Origin of the sequence: Ancylobacter sp. (genome assembly GCF_965249975.1) — a bacterium.
Classification (GTDB): Bacteria; Pseudomonadota; Alphaproteobacteria; order Rhizobiales; family Xanthobacteraceae; genus Ancylobacter.
In genome coordinates, this window is the sequence record NZ_CBDFNE010000018.1 from 461,525 (window position 1) to 481,813 (window position 20,289).

17 protein-coding genes are annotated in these 20,289 nt (G+C 68.0%); 11 read left to right on the forward strand and 6 right to left on the reverse strand.

Features of this window, described 5'->3' with window-relative positions; genetic code table 11:
* Positions 1–282: 282 nt before the first annotated feature.
* On the forward strand, positions 283–2,514 hold the full coding sequence (locus tag ACP2AH_RS15110) for a TonB-dependent hemoglobin/transferrin/lactoferrin family receptor (protein WP_425106553.1): 2,232 nt from the start codon (positions 283–285) through the stop codon (positions 2,512–2,514).
* A 38-nt stretch (positions 2,515–2,552) separates the two neighbouring features.
* Entirely contained in the window at positions 2,553–3,137 is a 585-nt protein-coding gene (locus tag ACP2AH_RS15115) for a biliverdin-producing heme oxygenase (protein ID WP_421698328.1), read from the forward strand.
* Positions 3,138–3,204: 67 nt separating this feature from the next.
* On the opposite strand, the gene ACP2AH_RS15120 is transcribed toward ACP2AH_RS15115, so the two are convergent.
* The 3 genes from ACP2AH_RS15120 to ACP2AH_RS15130 are packed head-to-tail and all read right to left on the reverse strand — an operon-like array spanning position 3,205 to position 6,027.
* The gene (locus tag ACP2AH_RS15120) at positions 3,205–3,969 is read right to left on the reverse strand and encodes a heme ABC transporter ATP-binding protein (protein WP_425106554.1); all 765 of its coding nucleotides are present in this window, start codon (positions 3,967–3,969) and stop codon (positions 3,205–3,207) included.
* A 4-nt stretch (positions 3,970–3,973) separates the two neighbouring features.
* A complete protein-coding gene (locus ACP2AH_RS15125) occupies positions 3,974–5,056 on the reverse strand; it encodes a FecCD family ABC transporter permease (protein WP_425106555.1) in 1,083 nt (360 codons plus the stop codon).
* Between the two features lie 2 nt (positions 5,057–5,058).
* Positions 5,059–6,027: a heme/hemin ABC transporter substrate-binding protein gene (locus ACP2AH_RS15130; RefSeq protein WP_425106556.1), complete on the reverse strand. Its 969-nt coding sequence runs from the start codon at positions 6,025–6,027 to the stop codon at positions 5,059–5,061.
* Between the two features lie 283 nt (positions 6,028–6,310).
* Here ACP2AH_RS15130 and ACP2AH_RS15135 point away from each other — a divergent pair, with 283 nt between their 5' ends.
* The 6 genes from ACP2AH_RS15135 (at position 6,311) to ACP2AH_RS15160 (ending at position 13,624) form a co-directional block, all read left to right on the forward strand.
* Positions 6,311–8,530 (forward strand): GumC family protein, encoded by a 2,220-nt coding sequence (locus ACP2AH_RS15135; protein ID WP_425106557.1) that lies wholly within the window; start codon positions 6,311–6,313, stop codon positions 8,528–8,530.
* Positions 8,520–9,182 (forward strand): hypothetical protein, encoded by a 663-nt coding sequence (locus ACP2AH_RS15140; protein WP_425106558.1) that lies wholly within the window; start codon positions 8,520–8,522, stop codon positions 9,180–9,182. The genes ACP2AH_RS15135 and ACP2AH_RS15140 overlap by 11 nt, the downstream gene beginning before the upstream one ends.
* A 136-nt stretch (positions 9,183–9,318) precedes the next feature.
* A complete protein-coding gene (locus ACP2AH_RS15145; RefSeq protein WP_425106559.1) occupies positions 9,319–9,975 on the forward strand; it encodes a hypothetical protein in 657 nt (218 codons plus the stop codon).
* Positions 9,972–11,273, forward strand: coding sequence for a YfaZ family outer membrane protein (locus tag ACP2AH_RS15150; protein WP_425106560.1), 1,302 nt, complete (start codon positions 9,972–9,974; stop codon positions 11,271–11,273). Before ACP2AH_RS15145 ends, ACP2AH_RS15150 begins: the two co-directional genes overlap by 4 nt.
* A gap of 87 nt (positions 11,274–11,360) precedes the next feature.
* Entirely contained in the window at positions 11,361–12,137 is a 777-nt protein-coding gene (locus tag ACP2AH_RS15155; protein ID WP_425106561.1) for a metallophosphoesterase family protein, read from the forward strand.
* Positions 12,134–13,624 (forward strand): O-antigen ligase family protein, encoded by a 1,491-nt coding sequence (locus ACP2AH_RS15160; protein WP_425106562.1) that lies wholly within the window; start codon positions 12,134–12,136, stop codon positions 13,622–13,624. The genes ACP2AH_RS15155 and ACP2AH_RS15160 overlap by 4 nt, the downstream gene beginning before the upstream one ends.
* A 16-nt stretch (positions 13,625–13,640) precedes the next feature.
* On the opposite strand, the gene ACP2AH_RS15165 is transcribed toward ACP2AH_RS15160, so the two are convergent.
* From ACP2AH_RS15165 to ACP2AH_RS15175, 3 genes are read right to left on the reverse strand one after another with little or no spacing between them, the layout of a single operon-like run.
* Positions 13,641–14,231, reverse strand: a complete 591-nt coding sequence (locus tag ACP2AH_RS15165; RefSeq protein ID WP_425106563.1) for a polysaccharide biosynthesis/export family protein — start codon at positions 14,229–14,231, stop codon at positions 13,641–13,643.
* A 37-nt stretch (positions 14,232–14,268) separates the two neighbouring features.
* The gene (locus ACP2AH_RS15170) at positions 14,269–15,357 is read right to left on the reverse strand and encodes a glycosyltransferase (protein WP_425106564.1); all 1,089 of its coding nucleotides are present in this window, start codon (positions 15,355–15,357) and stop codon (positions 14,269–14,271) included.
* 40 nt (positions 15,358–15,397) lie between these two features.
* Positions 15,398–16,366 carry an NAD-dependent epimerase/dehydratase family protein gene (locus ACP2AH_RS15175; protein ID WP_425106565.1) on the reverse strand — a complete coding sequence of 323 codons (969 nt, stop codon included), beginning with the start codon at positions 16,364–16,366 and terminating at the stop codon, positions 15,398–15,400.
* A gap of 385 nt (positions 16,367–16,751) precedes the next feature.
* On the opposite strand from ACP2AH_RS15175, the gene ACP2AH_RS15180 reads away from it, so the two are divergent.
* The 3 genes from ACP2AH_RS15180 to ACP2AH_RS15190 all read left to right on the forward strand — a co-directional run bounded on the left by ACP2AH_RS15180 (position 16,752) and on the right by ACP2AH_RS15190 (position 20,288).
* Complete coding sequence (locus tag ACP2AH_RS15180; protein WP_425106566.1) at positions 16,752–18,176, forward strand: exopolysaccharide biosynthesis polyprenyl glycosylphosphotransferase; 1,425 nt, start codon at positions 16,752–16,754, stop codon at positions 18,174–18,176.
* 71 nt (positions 18,177–18,247) lie between these two features.
* Positions 18,248–19,336: a glycosyltransferase gene (locus tag ACP2AH_RS15185; RefSeq protein ID WP_425106567.1), complete on the forward strand. Its 1,089-nt coding sequence runs from the start codon at positions 18,248–18,250 to the stop codon at positions 19,334–19,336.
* Positions 19,337–19,394: 58 nt separating this feature from the next.
* The gene (locus tag ACP2AH_RS15190) at positions 19,395–20,288 is read left to right on the forward strand and encodes a glycosyltransferase family 2 protein (RefSeq protein ID WP_425106568.1); all 894 of its coding nucleotides are present in this window, start codon (positions 19,395–19,397) and stop codon (positions 20,286–20,288) included.
* Position 20,289 lies beyond the last annotated feature (1 nt).

A 20,289-nucleotide genomic window follows, 5' to 3' on the forward strand; every position in this document is an offset into this window, starting at 1 on the left:
TGCCAGATGACAGACCTCTCTTTCATTCTTCTAATGAGAATCGTCTTTCCAATTTAAAACCATCCAAAATTGGTGCTCTTTAGAACCTCTATACATTGTATCCTTGTTTTTAAGTTATAAAAATCAAATTAATACGTGATTTGACTCAACTATTTACTTCCCTTAACCGTCCCGCCTCGACATTAACTCTGCGTTCGGCGTCACCGAACAGGGATGCGGGCTCCCGGCGTCCGCTGGGGAAGTCGTGTCGTCCGGCGGACGCGCGATTGGGGATGGATAGAGATGCGCAAGACGATCCGGGGGCAGCGCCCCCTCTCGGCAATGGCACGGACGGCGGGCTGGGGTGTTTCCTGGCTCGCCCTGCTGGCAGCCGCGCCGGCCATGGCGCAGCAGGCGAGCGCGCAGGCCCCGGCCTCCACCGCCGCCGTGGTCGAGACGGAGGAATTCGTCGAGCTCGATCCCATCACCGTCGTCGCCACCCGCACCGCCGAGAGCTGGATCGACACGCTGGCCGGCGTCACCGTGCGGCGCTCCGAGCAGCTTGAGGCGCTGATGCCGGAGCGCACGGCGGACCTGTTCCAGGGCATGCCCGGCACGACGGCGATCCAGAACGCCAATACCAGCCAGACGCAGATCAACATTCGTGGCCTGCAGGATTTCGGCCGCGTGGCGGTGATCGTCGACGGCGCGCGGCAGAACTTCAACCAGCTCGGTCATGCCGGCGCCGGCGGCTTCTTCGTCGAGCCCGGCCTCATCGCCGATGTCGACGTGGTGCGCGGCCCGGTGTCGAACATCTATGGCTCCGGCGCCATTGGCGGCGTCGTCACCATGCGCACCAAGGACGCCGAGGACATCATCGCCCCCGGCAAGAGCTGGGGCGTCGAGGCCACCGGCGAGGCCGCCGGCAATGGCTTCATGGGCTATGGCTCGGTGCTGGGCGCGGCGAAGGTCGGCCAGAATGTCGACCTGTTCGTCGGCGGCACCTATCGCGACGCCGACAACTACCATGACGGCAATGGCGACGTGGTGCCCGACAGCGGCTTCGAGACCTGGACCGGCATCGCCAAGGCGACCTTCCGCCCGGCCGATTTCCACGAGATCAAGCTCTCCGCGCTGAACTACGACACCCAGTTCACCACCAGCGCCGATGCCAACGCGGCAACGTCCTATTCGACGCAGGCGACCAATCGCACGGTGACGGCCGCCTGGAACTACCAGAACCCCGAGGACAATCTGTTCGACTGGCGCAGCTCGGTGTACTGGAACCAGGTCGACCAGGATCAGGTGAAGGTTTCCGGCTCCTCCAACCCGATCACCGGCGCGGTGGGCGATCCGCGCAGCTTCGTCATCGACACGGTGGGCTTCGACGCCAACAATACCAGCCGCTTCTCGGCCGCCGGCTGGAACAACGCCATCACCTTCGGTGGCGACTATTTCCAGGACCAGATCGACAACACCGACGATTACGGCTTTGGCGAGGGCTACAACCCCTCGGGCGACCGCGGCGTCGGCGGCGCCTTCGTGCAGTGGAAGGGCAATTATTCCACCTGGCTGGAAGCCATCGCCGCCCTGCGCTACGACGCCTATTCGCTCAATTCCGACGATGGCGGCACCAGCGGCGAGCGTCTTTCGCCCAAATTCACCCTCGGCGTCACCCCCTGGTCGTGGCTGACAATCTACGGCACCTATGCCGAGGGCTACCGCGCCCCGACCGTGACCGAGGCGCTGGTCTCCGGCCCGCATCCGCTGCCGTTCAACACCGGCGGCACGATGTTCTACTTCCTGCCCAATCCCGGCCTGCAGGCCGAAATCGGCAAGAACAAGGAAGTCGGCATCAACATCAAGAAGGACGACCTGTTCGTCGCCGGCGACAAGCTGCGCGCCAAGCTGAACTACTACCAGAACGATGTGGAGAACTATATCGAGCTGGTCGAGTTCGGCCCCTCCACCGGCACGATCTGCCCCATTCCCGGCCGGCCGACCACCTGCTTCCCCTATAACTGGGGCGTGCCGGGCTATGCGCAGTACCAGAACGTGCAGGAAGCGCGGCTGAAGGGCTTCGAGTTCGAAGGCACCTATGATGCCCGCAAATGGTTCGTCGGCCTGGCCGGCCAGATCTCGGAAGGCGAGGTCACGTCCGGCACCTATGCCGGGCAGCCGCTCTCCAGCATCCAGCCCGACCAGGTCACCGCGACGCTCGGCTTCCGCTTCCTGGAAGAAAAGCTCACTGTCGCCGTGCGCTGGACCGCCGTCGCCGCCGTCACCGCCTCCGACCTGCCGGCCAATTCGGTGTTCGAGCCGACCGACAGCTTCAACCTTGTCAGCGTCTATGCCGGCTATCAGCCCAGCGAGAACATCCTGTGGCGTCTGTCGGTCGAGAACCTGCTGAACGAGCAATACACCCAATATGAGAACTTCCTGCCAAGCGCCGGCCTGACGGTGAAGGGAGCCCTGACGGTGCGGTTCGGGGGCGGCGAGGTCGCTTCCGTCGCCGACCCGCTCTATGTGAAGTGAAACGGTCCCGTCGCCGGGCGGGATGAGAGGAGCAGTTGATGTCTATTGCCACCGATGTGGAAGCGCCGAGCCGTGCCAAGCGGCTGAAGGCCGTGTCCAATGCCGCGCATGAGCGGGTGGATAACGGCGTGATGCAGGCGGCGCCCTTCGCCAGCGCCGAAAACTACGCCCGCTTCCTGAAGTTCCAGTACCATCTGCATCGTCGGGTGGAGACGCTCTATGCCGATGCCGCGCTGCAGGAATTGCTGCCGGACCTCGCCGAGCGTTCGCGCCTGGAGGCGCTGGAACAGGACTTCGCCGATCTCGGTATGACCCCGCCCGAAGCTGATCTCGGCCCGTCGCTCAGCCTCGCCGAGGCGCTCGGCTGGCTCTATGTGGTGGAAGGCTCCAATATGGGCGCCGCCATCCTCGCCAAGGAAGCGGCCAAGCTCGGCTTCACCGCCGAGCATGGCGCGCGCCACCTCGCCGGCCACCCGGAAGGGCGGGCGCTGCACTGGCGCCGCTTCACCGCCGCGCTCAACGAGGTGGAACTGACAGCTGAGGAAGAAGCGCGGATCGAGGCCGCCGCCACCGAAGCCTTCCTGCATGTGGAGACGCTGGTCGGGCGCGAACTCGCCGCCTGACATCACCGGCACCGCCGCTTCCCCGCCCCGCCCGGTCCTCGGGCGGGGCTTTTTCATGCCCGCCAGTTCAAGCCCGCGAGGCGGCCTGCGGCAACAGGAAGGGGGTCGGCGGCGCCCAGCCGATGCGCACATCCACGCCATAGAGATCGGCGATGCACGCCTGCGTCAGCACCTGCTCCGGCGTGCCGCGGGCGGCGACGCGGCCCTGCTTCAGCGCGACGATCTCATCCGCCACCATGGCGGCGAGGTTGAGATCGTGCAGCACGGCGAGGATGCCGGCCCCCTCGGCCGCGAGATCGCGCATCAGCCGCAGCACCAGCAATTGCTGGGCGAGGTCGAGGCTGGCGGTCGGCTCGTCGAGCAGCAGATAGCCCGGCCCCTCGCCCGCCTCCAGCTGCACCAGCGCCCGGGCGAGCTGCACACGCTGCTTCTCGCCGCCGGAGAGCAATTCATAGTTCTGGCCGGCGAGAGCGCCGAGTTCGACCCGCGCCAGCGCCCGGCCGATGCGCGCCGGCAAGTCGCGGCCACGGGCCGCGCCAATGCCGACCACTTCCGCGACGGTGAAGGGAAAGGCGACATGCACGCTCTGCGGCAGAACCGCCCGCAGCCGGGCGAGTTGCGCCGGCCGCAGCCCGGCGAGATCGATACCGTCCAACGTCACCTGCCCACGCTGCGGGCGCCGCTCGCCCGCCATCAGCTTGAACAGGGTCGACTTGCCGGCGCCGTTCGGGCCGATCAGCACGGTGACCGTGCCGGGCCGCACCGCGACCGAGGCGCCTTCAAGCAGGCGCCGCCCGCCGGCGGAAAAGCCGATGTCATGGGCGCAGTACATCGGCTCACCCCATCAGCGCCGCGCGCCGGCGCAGCAGCAGCCAGAGGAAGAACGGCGCGCCGAAGCCGGCGGTGACGACGCCGAGCGGCAGTTCGGCGGGGCTGACCACGGTGCGCGCCACCACATCCGCCCCCAGCAGCAGCGCCCCGCCGAGCAGCCCGGCGCAGGGCAGCAGCAGGCGATGGCCGGGGCCGACCATTAGCCGGATGAGATGGGGCACGACGAGGCCGATGAAGCCGATCACCCCCGCCACCGCGACCGAAGCGCCCGCCCCGGCGGCGATGCCGAGAATGGCCAGCCATTTCGCCCGCTGCACGTCGATGCCGACATGGAACGCCTCCGCCTCGCCGAGCGCCAGCGCGTCCAGCGCCCGGGCGAGACGGGTGGAGATCAGCACCAGCAGCGCCAGGAAGGGCAGCAGCACCGCCACTTTCGCCCAGGTCGCCCCGCCGAGCGAGCCGAAGGACCAGAAGGTGAAATCGCGCAATTGCTGGTCCGACGCGGCGAAGACCAGGAGGCCGGTGCCGGCGGCGGCCAGCGCCGCTATGGCGATGCCGGCGAACAGCATGGTGACCACCGAGGTGCGGCCCTCATGTGTCGAAATCGCATAGAGCGCCACCGTGGCGATGAGCGCGCCGCAAAAAGCCATCAGCGGCAGGCCGAAATCGGCCAGCGCCGGCGGCAAATAGCCGGCGAAATGGCTGCCGGCGACGATCCACGCCGCGGCCGCCAGCGCCGCGCCATTGGAAATGCCGATAAGCCCCGGATCGGCCAGCGGATTGCGGAAAATGCCCTGCGTCACCGCCCCCGCCAGCGCGATGCCGCCGCCGACCAGCAGGCCGAGCAGCGTGCGCGGCAGGCGCACGTCGAGCACGATCACCGCCTCGCGCAGCGAGGCCCCGCTCGCCCGTTCGCCGGCCAGCGCGGCGGCGAGAATGTCGAGGATGCGACCGGGGGCGATGGTGACCGGTCCGATCGCCAGTGAGGCCAGGAAGGCCAGTGCGACCAGACCGGCGCACAGGCCGAGGACGACCGACGCGCGGCGCGGCCGGAACGCCCGGGCTCCGGCCGCGGGAGAAACGGCCATGCTCACGGCGTGCCGGACGCGCGGGGCGTGGAGGCCGCGTTGGCGGCATGCGCCGGCAGCGGCGGCAGCGCCAGTTCGGGATAGATCAGCGCGGCGAGATCGCGCGCCGCCTGCGGCGTGCGCGGCCCGAAGCTGAGGAGATATCCGCCATCCATGCGGTAGAGGCGGTCGGCCTCGATCGCCGAGGTGCCGGCAAAGGCCGGCATCGCCTTCACCGCCGCGTCGGAGACGGTATGGTTCTGGTCCTTCATCAGCACGATGGCATAGGGGTCGGCGCCCAGCACCGCCTCACCGACCGCCGGCTTGTAGCCATTGAGCCCCGCCATGGCGTTGCTGACGCCGGCGAGGGCGAACATCGCCTGCGCACCGGTGCCGGCCCCGCCGACGACGGGCGCCGTTCCCGATGCCGAAAGCACGAAGACGACGCTGCGCGGCGCCGGAATGCGGGCGCGAAGCTCCGCTAGCGCGGCAAAATCCGCCGCCACCTCGCCCGCCAGCACCTCGCCGCGCTCCGGCACACCGGCCAGCGCCGCGACGCGGCGGATGGTGGCGAGCACGCCGGCCTCGTCCCGCGCCTCGGGCAGCGTCTCGAAGGGGATGGCGGCGCTCTTCAGCACCTTCACCGCATCCGGCGGGCCGGCGCCGTCGAGCGCGATGATGAGATCGGGCCCGACGGACAGCACGCCTTCGGGCGAGAGCGCGCGCATGTAGCCGACATTGGGCTTCTCGGCGAGGGCGCGCGGGGGATAGGTGCTCGACGTGTCGACGGCGACCACCCGGTCTTCCAGCCCCAGCGCATAGAGCGTCTCGGTGACGGCGCCGCCAATGGCGAGAATGCGCTGGGGCGAGGAAGCGGAGGCGGAGGCCGCATGGGCGGCCGGCCCCTGGCCGATGACGGTCAACGCCAGCAGGCCCACAGCCAGCAGCACCCTCGCAGGGACACTCGTGATCGGTACGCGCCGCAGCATCATGCGTCTCTCTTCTGTTCGTCGCCGGCACAATAGGCAGGCGCACCTCCCAATTCCACAGCAACGCGGCACAAAAGAGAGACATGACGAAGATTATAAATGTAATAAATTGAAGACACGCAGATGAGTTTAGCCCGCCGCAACGCCCTCGATCCGCTGCGCTGCGAAAGGCGCGGGCCGCGACTCTCTAGGCATCCCCCACCGGTTTCATATAGTTGTTGCGGGGCGGGAGCCTGCGCCGCCTGCCGCGCGGGCCGCGATGTTCGCCGTCTCTGGATGGGACCTGATGCACGGACAAATTAACCGAGCCCCGGCGGCGGAAGATGACGATCGCATCGATCTTCATCAGGTCGTGGACTTCCTTGTCCGCCGCCGTCTGCTGATCGGCTTCATCGCCGTGCTGACGATGGCGCTGGCGCTGGGCACGGCCTTTCTTCTCACCCCCCGCTACACCAGCACCGCCGAAATCCTGCTGGACCCCTCCTCGCGCTCGGTGCTCGGCGATCAGCTCAGCGGCATGGACGCCGCATCGGTGGCGGCGGTCTCGAACATCGAGAACCAGATCTCCATCATCGAATCGCTCAACCTGCTGCGGCGGGTGGTGGAGAAGGAAAATCTGGTCGCCGATCCGGAATTCGGCAGCCAGGCGCCGGGGCGCTCCTGGCGCTCGGTGCTTTCCGGCCTGTTCGGCAGCAGCGCGACCGAGCAGCCGGAACGCCCCGCCGAGCCGGGCGCCGCCGCCATTCCTGACGATATCCGCGCTTCCATCTACCGGCTGCGCGGGGCGCTGCTGGTCGAGCGCGTGGGGCGCTCCTACATCCTGCAGGTCTCGGTCACCTCGACCGACCCCAACCGCGCGGCCCGTCTCGCCAATGCCGTTGCCGACGCTTTCATCGTCGACCAGCTGGAAACCCGTTTCGATGCCGCCCGCCGCGCCTCGGACTGGCTGAACGACCGGCTGCAGAAGCTGCGCGAGGCGCTGCGCCACTCGGAAGAGGCAGTGTCGCAGTTCCGCACGGAGCATAATCTCGTCTCGGTCGGCGCCCGCTCGCTCAATGAGCAGCAGCTCTCCGAGATCAGCGCCGAACTGGTGCAGGTGGAGACGGAAGCGGCGGAGAAGCAGGCTAAATACGAGCAGGCCAAGAAAATTCTCGACGAAGGCGGCAACCTCGCCACGCTGCCCGATGTCATACGCTCCGGCGTGGTGACCAATCTGCGCGGCCGCCATGCCGAGGTGAGCGGCCGCGAGGCCGACCTCGTCACCCGCTATGGCGAGCGCCACCCGCTGGTGGTGAATGTGCGCGCCGAGCGGCGAGAGATCGAGCGCCAGATCAGCGCCGAGATCAATCGCATCGTCGCCAATCTTCAAAACGACTACGATGTCGCCCGCACCCGTGCCGCGGCGATGGCGGCCAATGTCGCCGCCGCTTCGGGACAGAACACCAGCGACAACGCACTCGCGGTGAAGCTGCGCGAACTGGAGCGCGACGCCGCCGCCAACCGCACGCTCTACGAGACCTTCCTGAACCAGTCGAAGGTCACCTCCGAGCAATCGGAAATGGACATTCGCGACGCGCGGATCATCACGCCGGCGCTGGCGTCGGGCAGCCCCTCCTTCCCGCGCAAATCGCTGTTCCTCGCCGCCGGCACCGCGCTGGGACTGGTGCTCGGCATCGGGCTCGCCGCGCTGCTCGATCTGCTCAATGCCGGCTTCAGCAGCCCGCGCCAGCTGGAGGAGGCCACCGGCCTGCCGGTGCTGAGCTCGGTGGAGTGGGTGAACCTTACCGAGGGCGAGAAGACCAAGGGCGCCATCCCGGTGGTCGATTTCCTCGCCGCCAAGCCGCTCTCGCGCTTCAGCGAATCCATCCGCAGCCTGCGGGCCGGGGTGCAGATGTCGGATGTCGACAACCCGCCCCGCGTCATCGAGATCACCTCCGCCTCACCCTCCGAAGGCAAGACCTCGATCGCGCTGGCCATGGCGGCCTCCGCCGCCAGCTCCGGCAAGCGGGTGGTGCTGATCGACTGCGATCTGCGGCGCCCTTCCCTCACCCAGCAATTCGGCCTCGACGACAAGCCGGGCCTGGTGGAATGGCTGGCGCAGACCGCCGCGCCGGACGGGCTGCTGTACCGCCACGACGCCTCCGGCATCTTTGTGCTGGGCGCCGGCGGCAAGTCGCAGAATCCGCCGGACCTGCTGGGCTCGGCGCGGATGCAGCACCTCATCGAGCAGCTACGGCAGAATTTCGACCTCGTGGTGATGGACGCCCCGCCCATCGGCCCGGTGGTGGACGCCGCCGTGCTCGCGCCGGTGGCGGACAAGGTGCTTTTCGTCGTGCGCTGGAACGCGACGGCGCGCGAATTCGTGCGGGATGCGATCGAGCGCATTCCGGGCGAGCGCAAGATCTGCGGCATCGCGCTCAACATGATCGACCTGCGCGGGGCGCCGAAATATGGGCGCTATTCCTACCATTCCTCCGCCTATTACAAGAAATACTATGTCGGCTGAGGCGGAGCGGCGGAGCGGCGGCGCAAGGGTGGGGCGCGCGGCGTTCTCGCTGCTGCTGATCGCCCTTGCCGGCGCCGTGCTGGTGAAAGGCGTCGCCTTCGCCCGGCTGGGTGCGGTCGAGTGGGGCATCGAGCGCCACGCCGCCAGCCCCCCGGCGGGCGATGCAGTCGCGCGCGCCGAGGAAGCAGCGCAGCTGCGCGCGGCCGTGGCGCCCTTCCTGGACGAAGGCGGGCTGCGCGACAAGGCGCGGCTTCTCAGCTTCAGCGCCGGGCGCCGCCTCGCCCCGCCGGCGGCGAACGGGGTGCAGGAAATCGCGGCGGTGCTTGCGGTCGATCCCGTAGAGCCCGCCGCCTGGATGGACCTTGCGGAACTGACCTGGCCCGACCTCGCCCTTCGCCCGACCTCCATGGCCGCCTGGGACCTCTCGCGGCTTACCGGACCTTATGAATATGCCGAGATGATGCGCCGGGCGCGGTTCCTCGCGCAGCGGTGGATGTTCGCCAGCCCCGAGAGCAAGCGCGCCCTCGCCTATGACATCGCCTTCCTGCGGCGCTTTCCCGACCCGTTCCTGCAGTCCTGGCAGCAGCTGCTGGCCCCGCTGCCCGCCGCCCGGCGCCGGGCCTTCCTGGAAGAGGTGGGAGCCGCTCCCTGACGCCGCACCGCACCATCTCTCCCCGCCCCACACCACAGCACCGCCCAGACGCTAGGTAAGCCGGCAACTATCGGATTTTTAAGCCGAAAAACGCCCTAATCACGCGAATCCGGCGCGGGACGGGTGGCAGTGCAGCATGGCCTCTGGTATTTTGAACATGGGCAGCTATGGCGGACGGGGCATGATCGGCAAAGCGGCGCGCATCCTGGTGGTGATGGCGGCAGTGGGTGTCTGTGTGCCCGTTGCCGGCCTTTTGCTGCCCGGTCATGCGCAGGCCGCGCTCTCGGCCGCCGAGCAGGCGGTTCTCGGCGTGGTGGTCTCCGCCGAGGGGAAATCCAGCGCGGCCGATCAGGTCAAGGCGATCATGAGCTCCGGCCTCAGCGGTCCGCAAAAGGCGCTGGCGCTGCAATGGCTGGCCGAAGGGGCCGCGACCGACGCGCAGGTGGCCGCCATCGCGGCGGCGATCATCTCGGCCGCAGTCGAAGCCGGCGCCGCCGGCAATGCCGGTGTGGTCGCCGTTCTCGGGACCGGGCTCGGTCAGGCCTATGCCGCGCTCAAGGGCGATGGGCGCAGCGGGGCGGCCGGCGCCATCCAGACGGCGGTGCAGGCCGCGACGGCGCAGCCAGGTGGCCAGGGCGGGCTTTCGAGCCAGATGGCGGCGGTGCTGACGGGCGCGTTCAACGCCGCGGCGGCCGGCACGCCGCGCAGCGCCGCCGGCTCGTCCGGCAGCGACACACCGACCCCGGGGCAGACGGACAATCCCACGACCCCATCGACGCCGAGCCCCTCATGAGGATCCGTCTCATAAAGGCTCTCTCCCATGCCGCAGGCGTGCTCGGCCTCGCCGCCCTTGCCGTGCCCGGTGCGACACAGGCCCAGGATGCGCCACCAAGCACCCGCCAGGCCGTGGAAGTCGATCCGGCGCGGGCAGCGGTTCTCGACCGCCAGCCGGTGAACTATCTCCCGCTCGGCGTGCCCGTGGGCTCCTTCGTGCTGTTTCCGACGCTGAAGCTGGAAACCGGCTACGACACCAACATCACCGCCGCCAACAGCAACGAGAAGGAAAGCTGGCTCTTCACCGTCCGCCCGGCCTTCGACCTGCAGTCGGACTGGGCGCGCCATTTCCTCGCTTTCGACGGCTATTTCGAGAGCACGAGCTATGCCCGCTACAGCAGTGCGGACTATGAGAACTACGCCGCCGGGGCGCGCGGGCGCATCGATGTCAGCAGCGATTTCACCATTGGCGGCTATGCCCGCTACGCCCATCTCAACGAATTGCCGGGCGACGACGAGACCAATGTGAACAAGCTTGGCGATCCGCTTCCCTATGAGCAGGTGACGGCCGGCGTCAATTTCGACAAGCAGTTCAACCGCATGTGGGCAACGGGCGGCATCGACTACCGCTACCGCGACTACGATGCCTGGCTGAACGGCGAGCCCTCCGACCAAGCTTATCGCAACGGCAGCGATTATAATCTCGCCGGGCGCCTCGGCTATGAGCTCAGCCCGCTCACCAGCCTGTTCGTCGGCGGGTCCTATCACTGGTACGAGATGCAGGATCAGGACTATGACGCTGCCGAGTACAGGGTCATCACCGGCATCAAGATCGAGCCGTCGCGGCTGACGCGCGGCGAGGCCTATATCGGCTATTACAACTGGGCCTCCGACAATGGCGACCTCTCCGGCAGTTCCGGCCTGACCTTCGGCGCCAATCTGCAATGGTTCGTGTCGCCGCTGCTCACCGCGACCTTCACCGCCGGCCAGCAGGTGATCACCTCGAACTATGAATTTGCCGGCATCAGCGGCTCGGCGGTGGTGAGTTCGTCCGCCGGGGTACGGCTCGACTACGAGTTCCGCCGCAACATCGTGGTGTCGGGCTGGGTCGACTATCTCAACCAAGACTACGACGAGTTCCCGCGCGTCGACAACCAGTATGTCATCGGCGCGGAACTGCGCTATTCCATCAACCGCTTCGCCACGGCGAAAGTGAACTACACCTATACGAACTTCGACACCAACTTCAACAACATCAACGGCGCCGAAAATTACGTCCGCAACCTCGTCCTCGCGGGCGTTACCCTGGCTTATTGAGGCCGTCCCGCCGCTTCTGGGCCGGCGCTTGTGCGTGCGCCGGCGGCTGATAGGGTGCGCGGCGCGGTGCCGCCTGCGGGCGGCCAGATGAGTTTCGGGCTCGGCATGTTGTTCTCCCGCTTCCGCGCGGCTTCGCGCCAACCCACCCCGGCGCGCGTTCCCGACGGCGCCCGTGTCTACGCCATTGGCGACATTCATGGGCGGGACGATCTGCTGCGCGCCCTGCTCGCCGCCATCGCCGCCGACAGTGCCAGCCATCCCGGCCCCTGCCATGTCGTGTTTCTCGGCGACTATATCGACCGGGGGGAAGCCAGCGCGGCGGTGGTCGAACGGCTCGCCAGCAGACGGGACGAAAGCCGCGACGGGTCATGGAGCTGTTTGCGCGGCAATCATGAAGCCACCTTTCTGGCCGCCCTGGCGGGCGAGGCGGCGTGGGAGCCGTGGCTGCGGATGGGCGGGGTGGAGACGCTGTTTTCCTACGGCGTCTCCGTCCGCGACATTACCGGCCCGGAGCGCGACGCGCAGCTGCGCGAGGCCGCCCTCGCCGCCATCCCGCCTGCGCATCTCGATTTTCTGCGCCAGCTGCCGGTCCGCCGCGAGATCGGCGACTATTTCTTCTGCCATGCCGGCATCCGGCCCGGCGTGCCGCTCGACCGGCAGACGCAAGAGGACCTGATCTGGATCCGCGATCCGTTCCTCCACTCCACCCGCGACCACGGCAAGCGTATCGTCCACGGCCATACGCCTGTCATGGCGGTGGAGATGCATGCCAACCGCATCAATGTCGATACCGGCGCCTATCTCACCCACCGCCTGTCCTGCGTCGTGCTGGAAGGCGAAACGGCGCGGGTGATCCACACATGAGCCCGCCCGCCGCCGCCCGAAGCACATCCGACGCATCCGGCGCGTCCGGCGGGGCGCGCGCCTCGGCCTTTCTTGCCCGCCGCACCCGGGCGGAAACCTATAACGACCTCGTCTTCGCCGGGCTCGTCCTCGCCCTCGCCTGGGTGCCCTTTCTGCTCGGCAGCAACCGCCTCGTCGCCTGGGGCGTGAATGCCGTGCTGTTCGCCCTGCTGCTTATTCTGTTCGAGGCCGGGCGGCTGGTCAGCGGCGCCCGCCACCCCGTGGCGCCCCGGCGCCTGTGGTGGCTCTTCCTTGCCGGAAGCCTGCTGGTCGGCTGGATCCTGTTCCAGCTTTCCCCCTGGGCGCCGCCGGACTGGCAAAATCCGTTCTGGCAGATGACGGCCGAGACCCTGCAGCCGCTGCCCGGCACCGGGCCGGTGGCGGGCCGCATCTCGGTCACGCCGGAGGCCGGCCTGCGCGGGCTGGTGGTGCTGCTCACCCAGGCGATGGCGTTCTATCTCGCGCTCCAGCTCTGCCGCGACGGGCGGCGGGCCGACCTGTTCCTGCGCGCGCTGGTGGTGATCGCGGTCGTCTATGCCCTTTTCGGCCTCCTCCAGCACACGCTGACGCCGGACCTGCTGCTGTGGTTCGAGAAGAGGGCCTATGGCGGGCAGCTGACCTCCAGCTTCGTCAACAAGAACAGCTACGCGACCTATGCAGGCATCGGGCTGATCGCCACGATCGGCCTGTTGATCGATGTCTATCGCCGCGCGGGCGGGCGGCGCAGCCTGCCGCTCGCGGTGCGGGCGACGGCCTTCGTCGAGACCACGCTGCGCTCCGCCCTGCCGGTCCTCGCCGGGGCTGCCCTTATCGGCGTCGCCCTCGTGCTCACCGTGTCGCGCGCGGGCTTCATTGCCGGCATGGCCGGCGTCCTGGCGCTGGTTTTGCTGGCCTTGGCGTCCACCCGCCGGCGCTGGCTGGTGCTCGTGCTCGCCACCCCGGTGCTGGCCGTGCTGTTCGCCACGCTGGCGCTGTTCGGCGACGATCTCGGCGAACGCTTCGCCTTGCCCGGCGCCCGCGATCCGCGCTGGGCGGTGGCGGCCCGCACGCTCGACGCGGTGCGCGACGTGCCGCTGACCGGCTTCGGCTATGGCAGTTTCGACCGCATGTTCGCGGTCTATCGCGGCGCGGAAGCCTTCTCGCCCTGGCATCACTGGGACAAGGCGCACAACACCTATATCGAACTGCTGTTCGAACTCGGCGTTCCCGCCACGCTCCTGCTCGCCACCCTTGTGGCCACCCTGCTGGCGGTGACACTCGCCAACATGCTGCGGCGCGAGAGTCCGCATCCGATAAGCCTCGTCGCGCTCGCGGCGAGCGTTACCGTGCTGTCGCATGCGGCGTTCGATTTCAGCCTGCAGATACAGGCGGTGGCCCTGACCTATTGGGCGCTGTTGGGGGCCGGGCTCGCGCAGAGCTGGAGCCGGCGGTTCGACACCGCGGAGTGAGCGGGGCGAGGCCCCGTCAGAACAGCCTCTCGCCCACCCGCACGATATCGCCGGGCAGCACCATGGTCGTCGTGGTGACGGGATAGGAATAGTCCTGCGTCTGCCCCGCCCGGCGGATGGTGACCGTGGTGTCGTTCGCCCGGTAGGTGAAGCCGCCCGCCACGGCCACGGCGCTCATGATGTTCATGCCGTTGCGATAGGGGTATTCGCCGGGCTTGGCGACCTCGCCGATGATGTAGAACGGCCGGTACTGCAGGACCTCGATATTGACCCGGGGATCGCGCATATAGCCGCCGGCCAGCTTCTGCGTGATGGCGGTTTCCAGCCCATGCGCCGTCTCGCCCTGCGCCTTGATGTTGCCAATCAGCGGGATCGAGATGAAACCACCGGAATTCACCTCGAACTCGCCCGACAGCGTCGGCTCGTTGAACACGGTGAGGCGAAGCTTGTCGCCGGTGCCGAGGACATATTCGGTGGCGGTGGCGGCATCCGCCGCCGGCGGAGGCGCGCTCGGCGCCGTGGCACAGGCCGCCAGCGCCAGAAACAGCGGCACGACAAGGAGCAACAGCCCTGAGGGGCTCATGCGCTTCCAACGACTGACGCTCATCGCGTTCTCGCACTCCGTCTTCGCGGCCGGTCGCACCCTATCGTGTCCCGGCAAGGCGTTCGTCAATGAAGGACTTGATCCGGCTCTCGAACCGCTCGCGGCCGAAACCGGCGACATGGGCGCGGTAGTCCTCCGGCGAGCCATCCACCGCGCCCGCCTCGAAACGCTGCACCGCATCAATGATGGCGTCGGCGGTCTGCTGGTGGAACAGCAGGCCGGTCTTGCCGTCGATCACCGTCTCCGTGGCCCCGCCGCGCCCGAAGGCCAGCACCGGGCGCCCGCTCGCCATCGCTTCCAGCGGGACGATGCCGAAATCCTCGACCCCGGGAAACACCAGCGCCCGGCAGCGCGCCAGATGATGCGCCATCGCCGCGTCGCTGACCGGGCGGAGGAAGCGGATGCCGGGACCGGCCCGGCGCCTCAGCGCCGCGTCGGCGCCCTCTCCGATGATGTCGAGCCGCCGCCCCATGCGGGTGAAGGCCTCGATGGCCAGCTCGATCTTCTTATAGGGCGTGATCTGGCCGGCGCAGAGATAGGCCTCGCCAATGTCCTCCACCGGCGCGAAGCGGGCGAGATCGACCGGTGGGTGGATGACCGTCGCCTCGCGCCGGTAGAACTTGGCGATACGCTGGGCGACATAGGCGGAATTGGCGATGAAGGCGTCCACCCGCGCCGCCGTGGTCACGTCCCATTGGCGCAGCCCCGGCCCGAACAGCGACATGGCCAGCCGGGTGAGCGGGCCGGAGGCGGCGCGGTATTGCGGCTCCAGGTCCCAGAGATAGCGCAGAGGCGAGTGGCAATAGCAGACATGCAGGCTGTCCGGGCGCGTCACCACGCCCTTGGCCGGGCCGGCCTCGCTGGAGATCACCAGGTCGTAGCCGGTGAGGTCGAGGCTCTCCAGCGCATAGGGCATCAGCGGCAGCATCTTCTGATAGTGCCGCCGCCCGCCAATGTGCTGCAGGAAGGAGGTGGTGATGCGGTGCCGCCGCAGGGTCTCGGAAAGCTGAGCCGGCTCGGCAACCAGGGTGAAGATGTCGGCATCGGGGTAAAGGCGGCAGAAGGATTCCAGCACCTTCTCCCCGCCCCGCATCCCGACGAGCCAATAATGAACCAGGGCGACCTTCATTAAATGTCGTCTTTCACACGGGACGGTGTCGGGGCGATCGTCAGTTGAAGGCGCCGGCGGAATCGTTCTTCCAGCGTTGCAGCGCCAGGGGAAGCTGCCCGCGCCGGACGAGGCCGTGCGCGTCCAGCCAGCCCGGCACCACATCGGTCGAGCGCACCAGCTTCATGACCCGCTCCGGGTGAATGCCGATGCCCGCGCCGGCCAGTGGCCTGAGGGCGCTCGCGGCGGCGAGCATCAGGGAACGGGGCATGGTCAGCGTCCTCGCCCGTGGAAAATGCTGGGCGCGGAAGGTCTCGACGATGACCTCCAGCGTGTAGCGGTCGGGATAGCAGCCATTGAACAGCAGCACGCGCTCCTCGCGCGCGGCGGCGTGCAGCAGCGATTCCACGAGATCTTCGACATAGTAGCAGGCCTTGATCGTGTCGCGCCGGCCTGGATAGACAAAGAGCCCGCGCCGCAGCAATCCGGCCAGGCGGGTGAAATTGCCCCCCTCGCCGGCGCCGAAGATCACCGCCGGACGGCAGATCACCAGCCGCCGCTCCGCCGCCTCCGCCTGCCAGGCACGGTGAACATCCTCCGCCAGGGCCTTCGAGCGTCCATAGGCCGATTCAGGCGCGCGCCGCGAGGTTTCGGATTTCGTGTCCTCGCCGGGGCCATAGACCGAGATCGAACTGGTGAAGACGATGGTCCGCACGTTCTGGCGCCGGGCAAAGGCGCAGACCTCCAGCGCCCCGCTGATGTTGGTGTCATAATATTCATGGTCGGCATGGCCCGGCGTGGTGTGTACCGCCGCGAGATTGAAGATCCTCGCCACCTCGCCATCGACGGAGAGAGCGGCGAGATCACGGACATCGCCGGTCAGATAGTCGACGCCGGGGACCGGGGATTTCGGCGGGCGGATATCGACGCTGATCAGCCGCGCCGGACGCGTCTGCGCCAGCCGCCGCAACAGGTGCGAGCCAATGAAGCCGGCCCCGCCGAAAACAATCGCTACTTCTCCTTGCGTCATGTCCTTCCCAGGCACCCATTCACCATCCAGGGACTATCGGATTAAAAACGTTCTAAAATCGTATCAGTACGCATTAACCGGTTTGTTTGACAATGCGTCGTCCATCAAGCGCAAAATGCATCCAAAATGTTGCACGCCGACAACTCTATCTGCTATGCAAATACCATAGCAATAGAAGCGGCATAAAGGTGGACAGGAGCGATCCCCCATCGACGGGGTCGGAGCGCACACCGGCTTGGTCCTGAAGGCAGACGGGGGCGCGGGCGGCGCGTCGCCGTCTACACGTCATGGCGCACCGCGACACGGCACTTAAACGGTTTCTTTGCCGGCTGATGAGCGGTGATCGCCGCCCCATCGCGGCAAGCATTGCAAGGAAGGCAGCCGCATGGAGGTCCTCGGCGCTTATGGCGGCATCCGCGAGGCGGCCGCCAGCGTACCGCCGACGGAACCCGCGCCCGATCGGTTGACGCGTTACCGCGACTCCCTGCGCGTCTGCCTCACGCTCTCGCTCGCCGCCACCGACCTGCTCGCCCTCGCCGGCAGCTGCCTGGCCGGCGCGGCGCTGCGCCATGGCTCACCCTTTGACGGCAATTGGCAGATCTTCTTCTTTCTGGCCCCTACCTATCTGCTGGCGGCGGTGAGCCTGCGGGCCTATGCGATCCCGGCGGCGACCTCGCTCAGCCGGGCCCTCTCCGCCAGCTTCACGGCCCTGCTGATCACCGCCGGCCTGTTCCTCACCGCTCTTTTCGCGCTGAAGGTGGGCAGCCTGCTCTCGCGCCTGGAAATCGGCTACAGTTTTCTGCTGGCATTCGCGCTGATCGGCATGGGCCGGCTGGTTGCCACCCTGCTGACGCGCAGCTGGCTGCTCCCCATCGTCGCGCCGCGCCTGGTGGTGCTCACCGACCGACGCGACACCGAGGCGCCCGGAGGCGATGAGCTGACCACCTTTGTGGAGGTGGGCGGCACCGGCCTGACGCCGCGCCGCGACGATCCCGCTTTCTTCGCCGCCCTCAGCGAGACGATCGGCTATGCCGACCGGGTGATCCTGGCGTTTTCGGACGCACGGGAGCGGCTCGAATGGACCGAGGCGATGCGGCTGAGCGGCTTCGAAAGCGAGGTGGTGGTCGATCTTGGCCGGTTCGAGCCGCTGTCGCTGTCACGCTGGAACACGCAGACAACCCTGCTGGTGTCGCGCGGCCCGCTCTCGCTGACCGAGCGTCTGACCAAGCGGGTGTTCGATCTCGCCGTAACCCTGCCTCTCCTCGTGGCCGCGGCCCCGACCATTCTCGCTGCCGCCCTGCTGGTGAAGCTCGATAGCCCCGGCCCGGCTTTCTTCGTGCAGGAGCGGGTGGGGCGCAACAACCGCCCCTATCGCTGCTTCAAATTGCGGACGATGCGGCGCGAGGCGACCGACGCCACCGGGCAGGTTTCCGCCTCGCGTAGCGACGGCCGCGTCACCCGCGTCGGGCGTTTCCTGCGGCGCACCAGCATCGACGAGCTGCCGCAGCTTCTCAACGTGTTGATCGGCAATATGAGCCTGGTCGGGCCGCGTCCACATGCGCTGGGTTCCCGGGCGGACGGCGCGCTGTTCTGGGAACTGGTTCCCGATTACTGGAGCCGCCATGCGGTGAAACCGGGCCTGACCGGCCTCGCCCAGATCCGCGGCCTGCGCGGCGCCACGCAGAGCCGCCGGGACATCGAGGCCCGGGTGGCCGCAGACCTCGAATACATTAATAACTGGTCGCTCTGGATGGATGTTAAGGTGCTGCTGCTTACCGTCCGCGTCATCATCCACCGCAATGCCCATTGAGCCGATGCGCCCGCCTGTTCCGTTCCCGCCTGGCCGCCCCGCTATCCCCTCCAGCCGGGCGCGCGGGCCGCATGCCTCTTGATGTCGACTTCTCCCTCGCCTTCAACGACCGGACGGGGAAGCTGTTTCTCGGCCGGGAAATCATCGCCACCCTCGGCGCGCGTGTCGCCTCGGTGCGCTATGGCCGGCTGAGGCAGTTCCCCCGCAGCGATCTCGGCCGCCGCCTCGCCGGGCGGCTGACGCACTGGGAGACGATGGCGCGCGCCTTCGATCCCCGCCTTGCCGCGCCGCTGCCCCGGGTTCGGACACCGCATCCCACGCTCCATCTCGATCCGCTCAGCGTGCTGCGCCACCGGCTGCAGGAGCGGGACATCGTTCTGTGCCACGATGTCGGTCCGCTGACCCACCCCGACCAGTTCGCCCCCCGCGTCGATGAACTTTACGCCGGTGCCTATGCGGCGATCCGGGCGGCACGGCCGCATATGGTGTTCGTCAGCCGCACCTCGCAGCAGGCGTTCCACGCGCTTTTTGGCGAGGACTATCCCTCCTCCACCGTCATCTACATTCCTGTGCGGCAGGAAATGTCCGCGGCGTCGGCGTCGCCGCCCGCCGATCACGGCACCCCGTTTCTGCTCACCGTCGGCAGCCTCGGCCGGCGCAAGAACCAAGCGCTCTGCATCGAGGCCTTCGCCCGCAGCGGCCTCGCCGCCCAGGGCTGGCATTATGTGCTGGCGGGCGGGCACGAGCCCGGTGCGGATGAAGCCATTGCGCTGGGCATGAAGACCGAGGGCGTCATCCTGCGCGGCTATGCCGGCGAGCCCGAACTGCGCTGGCTCTATCGCCATGCCAGCGGCTTCGTGCTGATGAGCCGGCTGGAGGGCTTCGGCATGCCGGTGATCGAGGCGATCGAGCACGACCTGCCCTGTCTGGTGACGGAAAGCAGCGTTCTCGCCGAGGTCGGCGGCCCCTCGACGCTGCGCGCGGACGCCACGGATGTGGACGCGATCGCGGCGGGCATGCGCGCCCTGGCGCTGATGCCCCCGGCCGAACGGGGCGAACGTGCGGCCCGCAGCCGGGCCCATCTCGCCCAGTTCGATCGCGAGCTCGTTCTCGGCCAATGGCGCCAGCTCGCCGACCGCCTCACCGGAGATGCGCCATGATCATCGACGAACCGGCTTCGGCCCCGCCCCTCTTCAACAGCCGCAAGGGCCGACGCTGATGAAGGCGAGCGGAGAGCTCTCCGTCGGCATCGTCGTCGCGACGCTCGGGCGGGCGCGGAATGTGGAGACGCTGCTGGACCGCCTGGCGCTGCAGAGCCGGCTCCCGGCCTGCGTGCTGTTGTCGCTGGAGACGCCGGCCGACGCGCCGCCGGAGCGCCCTTACCCTTTCCCGCTGATCAGGATCTTCGGGCCGCGCGGCCTGTGCCAGCAGCGCAACCGCGGGATCGATGGGCTGCCGGCCGATATCGATATCGTGCTGTTCCTCGATGACGACTATGTTCCCTCGCGCCGACTGGTGGCCGGCGTGGCGCGCTTCTTCGCCACACATGGCGGCATAGACGGGGCGAGCGGCCGCCTGCTGGCGGACGGCATCAACGGCCCGGGCATCGCGCCCCGCACGGCAGTGGAACTGGTGGAGGCGGAGGATGCGCGGGGCGAGGAACCGGCGCTCAGCGTGTCGGCGCCGCATCCCGGCCTCTATGGCTGCAACATGGCGTACCGGCGCGCGTCGATCGGCGCCACGCGCTTCGACGAGAACCTGCCGCTTTATGGCTGGCAGGAGGATATCGACTTCGGCGGGCGGCTCGGAGGCCGGCTGGTCTATACGGATGCATTCTATGGCGTGCATTGCGGCGAGAAGGCCGGACGGGAACGCAATGGCCGGCGGCTGGGCTACAGCCAGATCGCCAATCCCTGGTATCTCTGGCGTAAGGGCTCCATGCCGACCCGCTTCGCCTGTCGGCTGATGCTGCGCAGCCTGGCGGCCAATACGGCGCGGGCTCTGCGGCCGGAGCCGTGGATTGACCGGAAGGGGCGCTTGACGGGAAACTGGCTGGCGGTGCGTGATATTCTCATCGGAGGTGCCGATCCGCGCCGCATTCTGGAGCTGTAGG